The sequence below is a fragment of the Aurantimonas sp. NFXS3 genome (genome assembly GCF_049132005.1).
Lineage (GTDB): Bacteria > Pseudomonadota > Alphaproteobacteria > Rhizobiales > Rhizobiaceae > Aurantimonas > Aurantimonas coralicida.
The window spans coordinates 165,659-181,413 of the sequence record NZ_JAGDDZ010000002.1 but is presented as its reverse complement, the minus strand read 5'-3'; the positions used below and the strand labels follow the sequence as shown (position 1 = coordinate 181,413).

The 15,755-nt window shown below is 68.7% G+C and carries 13 protein-coding genes; 2 read left to right on the top strand and 11 right to left on the bottom strand.

Features of this window, described 5'->3' with window-relative positions; all coding sequences use genetic code 11:
* Positions 1-35: 35 nt before the first annotated feature.
* The 5 genes from J3367_RS06050 to J3367_RS06030 all read right to left on the bottom strand — a co-directional run bounded on the left by J3367_RS06050 (position 36) and on the right by J3367_RS06030 (position 5,541).
* Entirely contained in the window at positions 36-923 is an 888-nt protein-coding gene (locus J3367_RS06050) for a helix-turn-helix transcriptional regulator (protein ID WP_024350895.1), read from the bottom strand.
* A gap of 159 nt (positions 924-1,082) precedes the next feature.
* On the bottom strand, positions 1,083-2,513 hold the full coding sequence (locus J3367_RS06045) for an aldehyde dehydrogenase family protein (protein WP_024350896.1): 1,431 nt from the start codon (positions 2,511-2,513) through the stop codon (positions 1,083-1,085).
* Positions 2,510-3,541 carry an iron-containing alcohol dehydrogenase gene (locus J3367_RS06040; protein WP_024350897.1) on the bottom strand — a complete coding sequence of 344 codons (1,032 nt, stop codon included), beginning with the start codon at positions 3,539-3,541 and terminating at the stop codon, positions 2,510-2,512. The genes J3367_RS06045 and J3367_RS06040 overlap by 4 nt, the downstream gene beginning before the upstream one ends.
* 73 nt (positions 3,542-3,614) lie before the next feature.
* Positions 3,615-4,883, bottom strand: coding sequence for an ABC transporter substrate-binding protein (locus tag J3367_RS06035; protein ID WP_024350898.1), 1,269 nt, complete (start codon positions 4,881-4,883; stop codon positions 3,615-3,617).
* Between the two features lie 145 nt (positions 4,884-5,028).
* Positions 5,029-5,541 carry a hypothetical protein gene (locus J3367_RS06030; protein WP_421460448.1) on the bottom strand — a complete coding sequence of 171 codons (513 nt, stop codon included), beginning with the start codon at positions 5,539-5,541 and terminating at the stop codon, positions 5,029-5,031.
* A gap of 467 nt (positions 5,542-6,008) precedes the next feature.
* Between J3367_RS06030 and J3367_RS06025 the strand changes: the two genes are divergently transcribed.
* Positions 6,009-6,935, top strand: a complete 927-nt coding sequence (locus tag J3367_RS06025; RefSeq protein WP_024350900.1) for a glycoside hydrolase family 113 — start codon at positions 6,009-6,011, stop codon at positions 6,933-6,935.
* Positions 6,936-6,948: 13 nt separating this feature from the next.
* Here J3367_RS06025 and J3367_RS06020 read toward each other — a convergent pair whose 3' ends face one another.
* From J3367_RS06020 to J3367_RS05995, 6 genes are all read right to left on the bottom strand, one after another.
* Positions 6,949-7,752: a hypothetical protein gene (locus J3367_RS06020; protein ID WP_024350901.1), complete on the bottom strand. Its 804-nt coding sequence runs from the start codon at positions 7,750-7,752 to the stop codon at positions 6,949-6,951.
* Entirely contained in the window at positions 7,749-8,693 is a 945-nt protein-coding gene (locus tag J3367_RS06015) for a response regulator (RefSeq protein ID WP_024350902.1), read from the bottom strand. Before J3367_RS06015 ends, J3367_RS06020 begins: the two co-directional genes overlap by 4 nt.
* Positions 8,694-8,775: 82 nt before the next feature.
* The gene (locus J3367_RS06010; RefSeq protein WP_024350903.1) at positions 8,776-10,251 is read right to left on the bottom strand and encodes a hypothetical protein; all 1,476 of its coding nucleotides are present in this window, start codon (positions 10,249-10,251) and stop codon (positions 8,776-8,778) included.
* Positions 10,248-12,158, bottom strand: a complete 1,911-nt coding sequence (locus J3367_RS06005) for a glycosyltransferase family 2 protein (protein WP_024350904.1) — start codon at positions 12,156-12,158, stop codon at positions 10,248-10,250. Before J3367_RS06005 ends, J3367_RS06010 begins: the two co-directional genes overlap by 4 nt.
* A 5-nt stretch (positions 12,159-12,163) precedes the next feature.
* Complete coding sequence (locus tag J3367_RS06000) at positions 12,164-14,215, bottom strand: hypothetical protein (RefSeq protein WP_024350905.1); 2,052 nt, start codon at positions 14,213-14,215, stop codon at positions 12,164-12,166.
* Positions 14,212-14,955 (bottom strand): Hpt domain-containing protein, encoded by a 744-nt coding sequence (locus J3367_RS05995; RefSeq protein ID WP_155898473.1) that lies wholly within the window; start codon positions 14,953-14,955, stop codon positions 14,212-14,214. Before J3367_RS05995 ends, J3367_RS06000 begins: the two co-directional genes overlap by 4 nt.
* Between J3367_RS05995 and J3367_RS05990 the strand changes: the two genes are divergently transcribed.
* A complete protein-coding gene (locus tag J3367_RS05990) occupies positions 14,943-15,746 on the top strand; it encodes a DUF2189 domain-containing protein (RefSeq protein WP_024350907.1) in 804 nt (267 codons plus the stop codon). The two genes, J3367_RS05995 and J3367_RS05990, sit on opposite strands and share 13 nt — an antisense overlap.
* The last annotated feature ends 9 nt before the right edge of the window (positions 15,747-15,755 follow it).

Below are 15,755 nucleotides of genomic sequence, written 5' to 3'. Positions count from 1 at the left end.
TCTCCCCCGAGCCAATGGCTCTTCAGGGACAGATGCTAGTTCGGGCGGGGGCTCGGCGGCATACCCGATAGTCTGGTGCGGTCCCCCATCATCGGAAAAGCGCCCGACGTCACATGCGCCACCCGGCGGTATTCGCTCGGCGCGATGCCGACATTGGAGGAAAAGAACCGGGTGAAGCTCGCCTGGCTGGAAAATCCGAGATCGAAGGCGATGTCGGTCACCGATTTGGGCGTGCTCAGAAGGTCCGAAATGGCGTTTTCGGAGCGCAGCGTGTTGATGTAGACATTCGGCGTCACACCCATGAACTGCTTGAACAGTTTGAAGAAATGGGGGCGCGACAGGCCGACGGAGCGGGCGACCTCGTCGATCGGCATCTCCTCGCCGACCTTCTCCTGGATCAGCCGCAGCGAGCGGCGCACGCGAAAGTCGGAGAACCGGCGCAGGGCCGAGGGGCGGCGTCCGTGGCGCTGGTCCCAGGACAGGCTGAAGCACTCCTGCGTCAGGGTGAACAGCAATTCGTCGAACGCCATGGCGTTCTCGTTGCCCATCAACAGGACGGTGATCCGGGTCAGCAATTCGCGCTGCCTCTGGTTGAGGGTCAGCCGCGACCGACCGAAGGACAGCGAGAACTCCGCCATGTCGCTGTTTTCCAGGAACCACATCGGCTTGATGTAGAGAACGAGGCAGATGTTGATCCGGCCTTCCGGCACGTGGAAGGAGTGCGGCTCCCACGGGCTGACCGCGACGGCATGGCCGGGTGTCAGGTCGCTGCGCGCATTGTGCACCATCAGGCTGGCGGCATCGCCGCCGACATAGAACACCAGATGCCCCTCGCGATGGGCATGGGTGGTGATGGTGCGATCAAGCTCGTACAGCGCGGCACGGCCGAAGGCGCCGTGACACACCGCGATAGCATGGCTCATTTCGTGATCCTCCCGATCAACGACGGCCGCGCGGCTTCTCCCTCCGCTTCGACCGGCCAATTATCGGGCCATGTTCCGCGCGGCCAGACAAGTTCGAAGAACAAAGAAACAGACTTTGCGGTATACAGCGCAGGACGGTCGCGAGTGCTTCAAACGTGCCTAAGAGGCGGTGTAGGCCGTCTTCACGGTGCTGTAGAATTCCGCTGCGAAGGCCCCCTGCTCGCGCGGCCCGAAGCTCGAGGCCCGCGTCCCGCCGAACGGCACATGATAGTCGACGCCGGCGGTCGGCAAATTGACCATGACCATCCCGGCGCGTGCGTTGCGCTTGAAATCGCTGGCGTATTTCAGGCTCTCGGTACAGATGCCGGCGCACAGGCCGAAATCGGTATCGTTGGCGGTGGCCAGCGCCTCGTCATAGTCGCGCACCCGGATGACGGAGGCGACGGGGCCGAACACCTCCTCGCGATTGATGGCCATGTCGCTGGTCGTTTCGGTGATCAGGGCCGGCGACAGGAAGAAGCCCTTGGTCGCCTGCGTCACGCGGTCTCCTCCGACCCGCAGGCTGCCGCCCTGGGCGCGGGCGCGGGCGATGGCCGCCTCGTCGATGCGAAGCTGCGCTGCGTCGACGACCGGACCGATGTCGGTGCCTTCCTCCAGCGCGTGGCCGGTCCGCAGCCCGGCAAGGCGCTCGGCGACGGCGCTGACGAAGCGGTCGTGGATGCGCTCGGTCACGATCAGCCGCGACGAGGCGGTACAGCGCTGCCCGGTGGAGAAATAGGCGCCGTCCACCGCCGCGGCGACGGCGCGGTCGAGATCGGCGTCGTCGAGGACGACGAGCGGGTTCTTGCCGCCCATTTCCAGCTGCACCTTGCGCTGCAACGGCGCGCTGGCGGCCATGACCCGCGCACCGGTCGCCTGCGAGCCGGTGAAGCTGATCGCATCGACACGGGCGTCGTCCAGCATCGCCTGCCCGACGACCGAGCCCGGACCGGTCAACAGGTTGAGGACGCCGGCCGGCAATCCGGCGCGTTGCAGGATATCGGCCAGCGCCCAGGCGCAGCCGGGCGCCAGTTCGGCGGGCTTGAACACCACCGTGTTGCCCCAGGCGAGCGCCGGCGCGATCTTCCAGGCCGGGATCGCCATCGGGAAGTTCCACGGCGTGATGATGCCGACGACGCCGACCGGCTCGCGGGTGATCTCGATATTCACGCCGGGACGGACCGACGGCAGGAACTGCCCGCCGGTGCGCAGCGGCTCGCCGGCGAAATAGCGCAGGATGCGACCGGCCCGCGCCACTTCGGCGATCGCATCGCGCAGCACCTTGCCCTCTTCGCGGGCCAGCAGGCGGCCGAGTTCGTCGGACCGGCGCAGCACCTCCTCGCCGGCCCGGTGCAGGATGTCGGACCGGGTCTGCGGATCGGTGCGACCCCAGGCGGGAGCGGCGGCGCTCGCCGCGGCAATGGCGGCCTCCGCCTCGGACCGGCCGGCCTGGGCATGGACATCGACGATGTCGGAGACGTCGGACGGGTTCACATTGGGCACGGCGTGGGAGGTCGTGACCCATTCCCCGGCGATCAGCAACGGCTTCAAAAGACCCCCTCCAGCACCGTGCGGGCAGCGCCCTTCGGCAGGATGTCGGCGCGCTCGGCCTCGGACACCGCCTCGTCGAGATCGTCCGGCGTCAGCCCGAGATCCGACAGGCGCGGCGCAAGGCTGGGGATCGCGCCGAGATAGGCCGACAGCCGCTCCGTCGCGGCGCCCTCGCGCCGATCCGCGCCGGCACCGATCATCCGGCCGAGGAGATCGGTGCGCTCGACTTCGGCCTCCATCGCCGCCAGCGTTCCCGGCAGGAGCAGCCGCGCGGCGGCCAGCGCATCGAGGCCGGAATGCTGGGCGGCCAGCACCACCGCCAGCATCTGGGCCGGGCCCAGCCCCTTCTGCTGGCTCAGCGCGGCATTGAGGCCGGCGGCCATCAGCTCGCGGCTGACCGTGACGTCGGGGGCCGCCGCGAGCCGCGGCAAATTGGCGACGCTGCGGCTGAAGGCGTCGAGCGCCATGCCGTCGGCGGTCGGATTGTAGGTGGAGGCCAGATAGGATTCGAGACTGCGCACGAGGCTGCGCAGGGCTGAGCGCAGATTGTCCTCGGGACCGGCGGAAAGGATCAGCGTCGGGTCGCAGATCAGGACGTCGGGCAGGCCGCTGCGCCAGCTTTCCACATTGCGCCGGCAGGGGTCGGGCAGGCCGTCGATGCCCGGTACGGCATAGAGCTTGGGCCGCGGCCCGAATTGCGACAGCATCTTGCGGGCCTTGCGGCCGAGCTCGATCGCCCGCGCGGCCCCGAAGGCGATGATGGTGTCGACGCGCTGGCCGGCGAACTGCTCGCACAGCGCCACCGCGGCGGTCGACAGATCGGCCGTTTCGGCGAGATCGAAGGACAGGATGTCGGTTGCGACCGGCAGGCCGGACAGGATGACCTCGCGGCTCTCGGCGGCGTCGGGCGCGTCGGGGACGATCAGCAGCGGTGCGAGCAGCGCCATGCTCTCGATCTCCGAATGCAGCGCCTCGGCGAGAACGGCGTCGGCAAAGTGCACGCGCGTGGGATAGGTGATGAGCGTCATTGCCCCGGCCGATGCGATATGTCGGGAAGACGGCGGCCCGGGCGCATGCGCACCCGGGCCGCTGGCTTTCGCGTCAGTAGGACTTCTGACAGGCCGGAACGTCGCGGCTCGGCAGGCCGATGGCATCGAAGGCGGCCTTCTCGATGCCCAGCGTCTGGTTCACGTCGTCGACCTTGCGGACCATCTTGTTGGCCAGCGTGCCGTCGTCGAGTTCCACCACTTCGGTTACGAAGTTCGCACCGATCGCCTGGCGGTTCTCGTCGAGGGTGATGTCGCCGTTCGGCGCCTCGAGCTTGAGGTTCGACAGGCAGTCGCGGAACTTCGTCTGGCCGTCGGAGAGGTCGCCCTCCACCGTGCTCAGGCACTGGAGCGCCGCGCTGGTCGCGTTGTAGTAGCCGGTCGCAAACAGCGACGGGGTCGGAAAGCGATCGCTCTCGGGGAAGCTGTCCTGATAGAGCTTCACCCATTCCTGCCAGCGCGGATCGTCCCAGGTGTCGGCCTGCGGGCCCGAGGACGGCACCCCGATCAGGGCCTGCTTGGCGCTGCCTTCCGACGACAGCACCGATCCGTCGACCATGATCGAGCCGCCGATGAGGTTCGCCTGGCCACCGGCCTGCTGATACTGGTTGAGGAAATTGACGGCGTCGCCGCCGCCCAGGCCCAGATAGATGGCGTCCACGTCATCGGGCAGCGCCGCGATGATCGAGCCGAAATCCTTAGTGCCCAGCGGCACCCAGAACCGGTCGGTGATCTCGCCGCCGGCCCGGCAGAACTCGGTCACGAAGCCGAAGACCTGGGTGTAGATGAAGGAATAGTCCTCGCCGATGGTGGCGACGTATTTGTAGTCCTTCTCGTTGAAGACGTATTCGCCGAGACCCGCCGACCACTGCGCGCCGTCGATGTTGAAGCGGAAGAAATTCTCGGACGGCGTGACGTAGGTGGTCTCCATGGCGCCGGAGATGCCGTTGATGAAGGTGACGTCCGGCCGGGTCTTGGAATAGTCGCGGATCGCGATGCCCTCGGAGCCGGACAACGGCCCGATGACGATGTCGACGCCGTCCTGGTCGACCAGCTTGCGGGCGCCGCGGGTGGCGCTGTCCGGCGTGGTGTCGGTGGACTGGGTGATGACCTCGATCTTGCGGCCACCGGCTTGGTAGTCGGCCGCCTTCAGCGCCGCCTCCAGGCCGCGCACGCCGTCCTGGCCCGGTACGGTATAGGTCCCTTCCAGCGTCACCAGCACGCCGATCTTGACCGGGTCGGAACTATCCTGCGCCACAGCCTGCGTTGCGCCGGCGGCAAGCAGGGCGAGTGTCGATAAACCGCACATCCATGTAGTTTTCATCTGTTATCCTCCCATAGACTTCGGTCCGCACCACGCCGCTCCTGAGACGGGCCGCCCGAATGCCAAGCCTGACCGAGCCGGCCGAAAGACCGATCACCGGAAGTGCGCTGGCGTATCCTGCGATCTTTTTTTTGCACCCTGGCGCTTACTGTCGGTCCGCCGGGTCACGCTGCGACAGGCCGCCGAGGCGCAGGCCGAGCACCAGCGCGCCGCCGACCGCGACGAGAGCGGCGATCATCAGCGTCTGCTGCCAGACCGGCCCGTCCGACGGCAGGGTCGAGACGATGCGGATCAGGGCGCCCGCAACGCCCAGCGCGAGCGCCTCGAACAGCCCGTCGAGACGCCGCGAGAACAACAGGGCGGCGACGCGGAAGGCGGCGACCAGCATCAGCGTCTGCCCCAGCAGCGCCAGCGCCGGCGTGCAGCGGATCATGTTGCCGAGGCTCGCGGCATCCACGACGCAGACGCTGTCGGTGAACAGCAGCATGTAGAGCTTGAGGATCAGCGCGATGGCAAGGCCCAGCCCCAGGAGCATCTGGCACACCACGAGGACGATCTGGGCCGGGCGCTCAAAGGCGCGATAGAGCGACAGGGCCGCCGGCGTGGCCTGGCGGGGTTCCACGTCGCGCTCGTCGTCGCGCCACCGCTCGTCCTGCATGCTTTCGCCCCTCCGTCCTGATACCGGCCAAGCGTCCTCGCCCGGTCGCATAGGCTCAAGCCCGGCGCGCGGCATGCCGTACCCAGGCGTCTGATAAATCGCCTCCGTTTGGCTAGTGGGCGGGAAGACCGGCACGCCTCCGCGTCCCGGCATCGCGCCACACGATCGCGCGATCAGCGGTATCGGCGCTGGTCCGGCGGAGGGTTCGGCGGGCATAATGATCGGGACGCGGTCGCCGCACATCGGCGGGCTGCGATCGAGGGAGTGGTGCCGGTTTGGGCTTGCGAGCGACGACAGATGCGGGACGCCGCTGCGCGGAGGGTATCGGCAGGCGCCCGGCGCGGTGCGCGACAGGCTGGCTGGCTCCGGCCGGCGCCTGGGGATGCCGCCTGCTCGCGGCAGGGATCGCGCTGACGATGACGACAGGGGCCGCTGTTTCAGCGCCGGCCTGTTCCGGGGAGCCGCGCTTGCAGACCAACGGCGTCAATCTGATCCGCACCGAGAATGCGCCCTTCGGATCGCCGGCCAGCCGCGAGAGCCTCGCCCGGCTGGCAAAGCTCGGCGCCGACAACGTGGCGATCGTGCCGTTCCTCTGGCAGCCGGGGCCGGGCGATCCGCAAATCGGGCTCGGGTCCGACATGAGCCTCGACGAGCTGCGCGTGGCGATCGCGGCGGCCCAGGCGGCGGGGCTCGACGCCTTCGTCAAGCCGCATGTGTGGGTGCCTGAGACATGGGCCGGCGCCATCGCCATGCCCGACGATGCGGCGTGGGCCACCTGGTTCGGCCATTACCGCACGGCGCTGATCGACATTGCGCAGGTGGCGGCGGATGCGGGCGCCACCTCCCTCGCCGTCGGCACCGAGCTGGTGCAATCCACAGGCCGGCCGGAATGGCCGGGGCTGATTGCGGAGATCAGGGCGATCTTCCCCGGCACGCTCGTCTATGTCGCCCACAATGCCGACGAGGCCGAGACGGTGCCCTTCTGGGCGCAGCTCGACCGGATCGGCGTCAGCCTCTATCCGCCGCTCGGCGCCGACGACGCACGTCAGGACTGGGCGGCAGCGATGGCCGATCAGCTGGACCGCATCGCGGCCGTGTCACGGAAGAGCGGGCGGAAGGTCTGGGTGGCGGAGTACGGGTTGCGGTCGGCCGTGGGCGCTGCGGCCAAGCCCTGGGAGAGCGCCGAGGAACGCGACGCGGCGCCCGACGACGTCCTGCAGGCGGCAGTGATCGCCGAATGGCACTGCCAGTTCGACCCGGCCGTCGTCGAAGGCGCCTGGGTCTGGCGGTGGTTCACCGATCCCGACGCCGGCGGGCGGACCGACACCGATTTCACGGTGCAGGGGAAACTGGCCGAAGGCGTGCTGTTCTGCCAGTGGCGCGGCGGCTGCTGAGCCGCCGGACGGCTCAGAACCGGTGCCAGACCGCGGCAACGAGGCCGCGTTCGCGCAGGGCGTTCTCGCCGGCGATGGTGGCGACGCCGCCGAGCTGCAGCGACCAGCTTTCATTGACGTCCCAGACGCCGCTGAGCTGCAGCTTGTGTTCGCTGCCGCTGACGAAGAACGATTTCTCGCTGCCGTCGCCAATCGAATTGAACGACTGGACCAGAAGCAGGAGATCGTCGGCGGGGCGGGTGCCGAAGGTCACGTCGGCCTTGAACTCGCTCGGCGGGTCGCCGAAGCGGGCGCGATAGCCGAGCTGGACGTCGAGGAAGGACGACCAGCTTCCGATGCCGAAGGAGCGGCCGTAGAGCATCCGCATGTCGAGTTCGGGATCGGTGTTGCCGATGGAGGCCGGATCGTCGTCATCATAGGTGCCCGGAATGCGGGCGACGACCTGTCCCGACAGCACCGAGACGTCGTCGGACCACAGCCGGACGCGGCCGCCCAGCTCGGAATAGCCGAGCCCGAAGCGCGCGGCGTCCGTGGGCTGGCCGATATCGACCGACTGGATCTGCGGCTGCAGGATTGCCGTCACCGCGTCGGTGATGCCGTATTCGATCAGCGTGTTCAGCTCGAACTTGCGATAGTCGGGAATATCGACGGCGTTGCCATCGTCGTCGAAGCCCTTGGGCGAATCCGTATAGGTGCCCGAGACGATGATTTGACCGTGGCCCTTCGCCTGGGTCCAGGCGCCGGCATGCGCCGCGGCCGTACCGGCTCCAACAACCGCGGCGGCGAGCAGCGCCCGCAGGGCGACCGCGCCGATCATGGGACGAGCAGCGCGGTGCGGGTGACGACGCGGTCGCCGCCATCCTCGGCGGCGCGCTCGGCCGCGGCGATCGCGTCCGCGACCACGTCGCGCGGGGTCCGCTCGCGCCCGTCGGAGATGACCGTGCCGACGCTCAAGGTCGTGCCGGTGCCGGCGACGCCGGAGCGCGCGCGCGCGGCGAGCTCCGCCAGTTCGGCTTCGGTGCAGTTCCTTGCAAAGGCGACGAAGATGCCGTCGTCGTAATGTGCCAGATGATCGCCGATGCGGGCCGGCAGCGCCTGCAGGACGCGTGCGGTGCTCTTGATCAGATCGCGCGCCGCCTGGTCGCCATCGCGAACGCGCAGCCGGTCCAGATCGTCGATCTGCCAGGCCAGCGCCCCGAAGCGGGGCGCGTCGGCGGCGGGGGCCCGCTGGGCCAGCGCCTCGAAGGTTTCCCAGCCGAGAAGACCGGTCAGCGGATCGACGAGGGTCATGTTGCCGGCGCGACTGCCGGCTTCTGGCTTGCGCCCGGTTTCCAGAAGCTCGGCCTCGCGGGCCTGGCGCAGATCGCGCTCGCCGCGAAGGCGGGCGATGCTGCGCACCCGCGCCAGGAGCTCGAGCCGATGGATCGGCTTGGTGACGTAATCGTTGGCGCCGGCGATGAAGGCCTGGGAGAGGGATTCGGAATCGCTGAGGGAGCTGACCATCAGGATCGGCAGATCCTGGTGCCGGGCGTCGGCGCGAATGCGCGCGCAGACCTCGATGCCGTCCATGCCCGGCATCATCACGTCGAGCAGCACGAGGTCGAAGGCGCCATCCGGCCCGCTGCCGCCCTGCACTAGCCGATCCAGCCCCTCCTGCCCGGAGGTGGCGAAGGTCAGATCCTCGTAGCCGCCGGAGGACAGGGTGACGGCCATGATGTCCCGGGCATCCTCGGAATCGTCGACCACCAGTATGCGCATCACTTCCCCCTTGAACGCGCCCGGCCCGTCCCGTCCCCGCTACAGCGCGGGCGCGGTGCGGGCCGCCGCGGCCGCCCCTGTCTCATCCGGCAGGCTGCGGCTCCGGTTCCGGCCGGCGTGCATCGCGGACCAGTCTTTCATACACCCGCCATCCCTCGAAATGGTAAACGAGCCCATAATCGCGGGCACCGTTGCGGAAGAGTCGCGGAAACGCCTGGTTGATGCGATCGCGCACCACGATGTCGGCCGCCGGGTCGCGGACCGCGACGAAACGCGTCTGCAGCCGGGCCGCCAGGAGATCGAGTTCGAAGCGCGTCGAGCCCGGCACGACAAGGCCGGCACCGGTGCCGCGCAGCGCCACCAGTTCGGGATAGGCATTGGTGTCGACGAGGATCTCCGACCGGGAGGCGAGGAAGCCGGCGAGCTGCCCGAGCGGGGTCGGCGCGGCCTCGGACCGTCCGAGTGCCGCATCGCGCCACGCGGCGGTGTCGGCGGTCGGATTGTCGGCGAGCCAGAAAACGCTGCCGACGAGGCCGGCGGCGAGAAACAGGCTGGTGCGCATCATGCGCCGGCTGTTGCCCGAGGCAAAGATGGTGAAGGCGGCGGCAAGGCCGAGCACCGGCGCCAGCGCCACCGTCGGATCGAAGCGGGCACCCAGGAGGCCCGACAGGGCGAAACCGAGGATCGGCAGGCTCAAAAGCGCGATCATCGGCACGAACAGCGCCGGATTGCGGCCGGCCCGCACGGTGGCGAAGATCAGGACCGGAGCGCACAGCACCAGCCCGCCGATCATGCGCAGGGCCGCCGCGCCCGGTGTCTGCGGCAGCGCATAGGCGTCAAAAGGCGCGGCCAGCGTGCCGAGAAACGCCCAGGGCGCGTCGGCGAAGACCTGCCCGACATAGGCGAAGGCGAGGAAGGCGAAGCCGAGCGGGAAGAGCAGCGAGAGGTAGAGGCTGCCCGGCGTGCGCTCGATGAGATGCGGTGCGGAGGCCAGCGCCAGGAGCGGCAGGGCGGCCAGCGCGAGCGCGATGCCATAGGGATGCGAGAAGGCCATCAGCGCCAGGGCGAAGGCCAGCGTCATCACGTTCGAGGCGGTCCCGTCCGCCCGCAGGCCGATGAAGCCGGCGGCGAACATGAAGACGGAGGTGATCAGCAGCACCAGGCCTGGCCCGTCCGCCAGTGCCCGCAGGAACAGCGGGTTGGCGACCAGAAGCAGGGTGATGATGGCGGTGGTAACCCGCCCGATGCCGGCGCTGCCGAGGCTCGACGCGACGACGACCGCGAACAGGCCGCCGGCCAGCGCGGCAGCCGTCAGCGCCGGCAGTTGCGACGCATCGCCGACCAGCGCGGTGCCCAGCGACAGGAGATAGGGCAGCGGCGGATAGGCCGTGGCGACCGCGCCGAAGCTGTCGCGCCCCTCGGCGGCGAGGATCGCCTGCCCCGAGGAGGCCAGAACGCCGGACGAGACATAGCCATGGGCGGCGGTCCAGAGCAGCGCGGCGAGGCAGACCAGGAAGAAGACGGCCCAGATGGCAAGGAGGCGCAGGGCGGCGATCATGCCGCCACCGCCGTCGCCGCTTTGGGCTTCTCCCCGTCGGCGCTCTTGGCCTGTTCCAGCTCGTTGGCGGTGAACTTGGAAATGCCGTGCTGGGTCTTCTCCCAGTAGAACGGATTGACGATGAGCTGCCACAATCCCTTGTAGGCGGCGATCGAGGTCAGCACCCAGTACCAGACGACGGTGATGCCGTAGGGGGCGAGTTCGAGCCAGCCGCGGCGGAAGGGCGCGATCATCGTCAGGTAGATGAACAGGCCATTGCCGGCGAGGAGGTTCAGCAGGGCGAAATACAGGATCGTCTGCGGAAACAGCGCGTCGAAGCCGGTGGTCTCGGTCAGGAGCCAGCCGGCGAAGATCAGCCAGAAGATCGGGTTGAGCAGCCCCGACAGCATGGTGCCGCCGATGAAGAAGACGAAGCCGGCGACGCCGAGCGGGCCGATGGTGCGGATCAGATGCAGCGGCCGCCGGGTGTGGACAAGGAAGGTCTGCATGTAGCCCTTGATCCAGCGCGAGCGCTGCCGGATCCAGTTGCCGGTGTTGCAGTTGGCTTCCTCGAAGGTGGTGGAATCGATCACCCGGACCCGGTAGCCCTTCTGGGTCATGCGGATGCCGAGATCGGCGTCCTCGGTGACGTTGAACGGGTCCCAGGCGTGCAGTTCGCGCAGGACGTCGATCTTGAAATGGTTCGAGGTGCCGCCGAGCGGGATCGGCACACCGAGACGTTCGAGGCCCGGCAGCATCAGGTCGAACCACAGCGCGTAGTCCAGCGTGAACATGCGCGTCAGCCAGTTTTCCTGCGCATTGTAGTAGTTCAGGCGGCACTGGATGCAGGCGGTGTTCGGCTCGCTCCGGCGGAAGGCGGCGACGACCTTGCGCAGCTGGTCGGGCTCCGGCTTGTCCTCGGCGTCGAAGATCACGAGGAGATCGCCGCGGGCGAATTTCAGCGCGTAATTGCAGGCCTTCGGCTTGGTCTGCGGCATCGAGGCCGGCACCCGGACGATCTCGAAGATGCCTTCCAGCCCGAGGGCCTTGGCCGCATCGATCGTCTCGTCGTCGGTCTCCTCCAGGACGATCTTGATGTCGAGCTTGGCCAGCGGATAGTCGAGATTGCGCAGGGCGTGGGCGAGGATCGGCAGCACTTCGGGCTCCCGGAACATCGGCACCAGGATCGTGTAGACTGGCAGGTCCGCCTCGCGCAGCAGCCGCGCGTCGACCTCGATGGTGCGGCGGCGGCGGGACTGGCCGAAGCCGCCATACCAGACGAGGCCGGCCTTGAAGGCAAAATTGCCGAGATAGAACAGCGTCACCAGGCAGTTGATGGCGATCAGCGTGCCGAGCGGCGCGAGATAGAAGCCGACGGCCAGCAGCGTGAACAGGCCATAGGCGCCGACGATCTGGTTAGTCGTAATGACCCGCTGGGCCGACATTTCCGGGTCGATCTCGGCGAGCTCGTAGACCGCCCGGTGAGACAGGTCCTCGCGGAACACCCGTTGCAGCGACCAGACGATGTCGAATTTCGACGTGACGACGAGGTCGAAGGCCGGGCCGAACTTGCGGCGCAGGAAGAGAATGACCTCCGGACCCGGCCGGGCCGTCGCGATCTGCAGCCGGCCGTTCACGCGGCGCCACGGCAGGACGAGGTTGCGGGCGCAGTCGTCATGGTCGGCCGGATCGAGCAGCGCGTCGTCCGGCGGCTCGTCGATCAGGTTCACGAAGGGCAGATCGAAATGCTCGGCGACGGTCCGGTAGAGTTCGAGCGGCCGGGCCCAGGTGCGCGTCAACAGAACGTCGATCAGGCTGACATTCCAGGCTTCGGCGCGGGTGCGCGTCTCGTCCAGCTGGGCCAGCGTGATGAGCCGCTTCTGGACGAGACGGTTGCCGATCGCGACGTCGGTTGCGCTCAACGCCATCGCTGTCAGCCGGCCCGGCGACGCCGGTAGATGCGCGACAGGAGGGTGACGAAGACAAGCGTGCCGACGATCCAGAGCGCGCCGATGATCCACGGCCAGTATTGCCGCGCCAGATCCGTCAGCGACAGGCGATCGGGATAGGTGACCTGCACCAGCTGGTCGCGCGTGGTCGAGAAGGCGAAGGCCAGGCCGGCTTCGTCGACGAGGGCGACGTCACCCCGGTCGAGGGCGACCGGCACGATCGGCGCGGCCGCGTCGCCGGACGCCGCATCGGCGTCGGGCCGGATCCAGAGCCCCGTGACATCGCCGGCCCGCACGATCTGCACGATGGTGTAGTCGTCGAGACCGCCGATATCGAGCAGCGGATCGCCCCCGGCATCGGTCAGGCGGACGCGCCCCTCGTCGAAGCGGACGGGGCTGTCGATCCCTTCCGGCAGCGTGTCCGCCACGAGGATGAACGGCGCCTGCGGCGCGTCACCGACCGGGCCGTAGCGCAGATCGAAGGGCGTCTCTGCCGAGATCATGCCGGCGACCAGCGAGGCGGCGGCGGCTCCCTTCAGCGAGCCGGCGGCGGCCTCGGGCATGAAGACCGTGACGCCGGAACCGAAGGCCGAGGTCGCCTCGAAGAACTCCGCCGCTGGCCGGCCGAGCGCGGTCGTCTCGATGCTGCTCGTCGGCAGAAGCTGCACGGGAAAGCCCTGCGGCGGGTTGGCGCAATCGCCGGTATCGGGCTGGCGCTGGGCCAGAACCCGCAGCGCGTTCTCGCGGCCGGCGAGCCCGGCGGGGATCGATGCCGACAGGGTCACCGGATTGCCGCCCGGCGAGGTGGTGCTGGCCAAGAGGTAGTTGTTGAGGAAGGCGGCGATGGTGACGTTCGAGCCGCGGGTGTCGGTCGCCACCGCCAGATCGAGATCGAGCCGGGACGGGCGCGTGCCGGCCGGCAGTTGCGAGCCGAGGAAGGCGGCGTCGAAGACGACCTGATCGACCAGGCTGGCGCTGGTGAGCGGGATGCCGAGATCGGCAAAGCTGGTCGCCGAAGCCGCGTCCTCGCCATCGTTTGCCGCCGCGACCGACAGGGACGATCCGAGCGCCAGGGCCTGCCAGCGCGACGACAGCAGCTCGGCGGCGGCCTGGGGACGGTCGCCGCTGACCAGCAGGCCGGGCGCGCTGCCGAGAGACAGCACGGACAGGCCGCCCGCGCCGGCGAGCGCGGGGCCGGCGTCGGCCGGCGGTTCGAAGCCCAGCGCGATCGTGCCGGTCGTCCACAGCGCGTCCCCGGAGCCGTCCGCCGCCGCCGGATCGGCCGCGCGGTCGAAGGTGACACGGGCGTTGCGGGCGACGAGCGCCGCGTTGATGCGGATCAGCGCCGCCATCTCGGCTTCGCGCAGGTCGCGTTCGGGCATGCGGATGACGACGTCGTCCGGCATCATCGCCAGGACGCGGTCGATTGTGTCGAGCGCTGCCGGATCGAGCGCCACTTCCAAAGCCGAATCCGGCAAGACCGACAGAAAGTCGCCGGCGACGCGCTGGTCGACGCAGCGATCCTCGGTGATCGCCCCGCTATAGCGCAGGGTCACCTTGACGAAGCCGTTCTCGACGCTGGCCGGATCGATGGCCTTCTCGACGGTGAAGCTCTCGTCCTCGTTGCCGAGCCCGCGCGCGAAGACTATCCGGTCGCCGACCAGCACCTGCATGCTGCGCCGGCTGGCAAACGCACTCTGCGAGCGCAGCGACAGGCGCAGGACCATGTCCTTCGCGGCCTCCGCCACGACCGGGAAGAACAGTTCGCGCTCGCCGTTCAGCCCGGAAAACTGCAAACCCTCGTCGAAACCGAGTTCGCCGAGGCCGATGACGCGCCGCACGCCCGCTGCGCGCGTCGCCGGGTCGTTCGTGGAGGCCGCGGTCCCGGTCGGCGTCGTCGCCGGTGCGCCCTGCACGGCCTGCCCGCTCTGGTCCGTCTGCCCCCCCGGTGCGGTCTGGGCCATCGCGGTTCCGGAGGCGGCCGCACAGGCCATGACCGAGATCGCGACTGCGACCGTCTTGCGGGCAAGCATCATGAATAGGTCTCGTTCTGTTCGTCCCGAAGCGCGCGAAGGGTTTCGAGGCCGTCCTCGACCTGTCGCATCTCATCGTCCGTCAGGCTGCGGTTCGTTTCGGCGGCCGGGGCGATCACGGCTTCGAGCCGCCGGGCCTCCGCGCCGATCTGCGGAAAGCCGAGGGTCGGCGCATTACCGGCCATGGCGTGCAGCGCCATGCGCAGGGAGACCACGGCCGCGGGGTCGGCGGTCGCGGTCGCCAGGGTCGTCTCGATCTCGGTCATCTGCCCCGGAAAGCGGGCATGGAACCGCTGGCCAAGCGCGAATATCCTGCTGCGGAAGTCATCCGTGCCCATGTCGCAGTATAACCTCGCCTTTCGATCACAAATATCGTGTGAACTCCTGGCTGATCCAGCCACGATGCGGCCCGTTGCTGGCATCACCGCAGAATTCGCGCGAATCCCTGCAGCCTCCGTCAGCACGTTTTCGGAGCTATCGGATATGGCGGGATCGGCAAGTCCGTAAATCTGGGGATTGACTTGTGCCGGCTGCGCACCGGTCGCATCCACCGCAAACGGGCGTGTGACGTGAACGAAAACGTGATGCGCGATTGCCTCACAATCCGGATCGCGATGGACCGTTTTCGCCTTCGGGTGTACCCTTGCGGCACGAGCGGCGGCGACGGGCCGGCAGGCGCTCAGGCCCGGCCGTTTCGCTTCATTCGACCACTTCTGAAAGGAGCTGGACGATGACGACCGCACCAAGCATCCCGCATTCCGCAGAGACAATCGGCCCGGACATCCGGCGGATCGGCGCGGCCGATCTCGTCGCCTGCCTGAAGGCCGGCATCGCCGATTTCACGGCGCGGCCGACCCATTACGCCTTCCTGTGCCTGGTCTATCCGCTGATGGGCCTGGCGATCGGCGTCTGGGCGGCGGATCAGGACGTCCTGCCGCTGATCTTCCCGCTGGTCGCAGGCTTTGCCCTCATCGGCCCGGTGGCGGCGATCCCGCTTTACGAGATCAGCCGGCGGCGCGAGCGCGGGCTCGACGCAAGCTGGTCGGACGCCTTCGAGGTGCTGCGTTCGCCGGCGCTGCCGTCGATCCTCGGTCTGGCGAGCCTGCTGCTGCTGATCTTCGCGGCCTGGCTCTATGCGGCCCAGGCGATCTATATCTGGCTCTATGGCAGCCTGTTCGTGACGACGTCCTACGGCGCGTTTCTCGGCGAGCTGCCCACCACCACGCGCGGCTGGACGCTGATCGGCGTCGGCAATCTGGTCGGCCTCGGCTTCGCGCTCGTGACGCTGGCCATCACCGTCGTCTCGTTTCCGCTGCTGCTCGACCGCCATGGCGGCGTCGCCGAAGCGATGGCGACCTCCGTGCGGGTGATGCTGCACAATCCCGGGACGGTGCTTCTGTGGGGCCTGATGGTGGCGGGGCTGGTCTTCGCGGCCTCGCTGCCGCTGCTGATCGGCCTGCCCGTCGTGCTGCCGGTGCTGGGCCACGCCAGCTGGCACCTCTACCGCCGCGCGGTGGCGCCAGCCGGCGGCTGAACGCGCCGG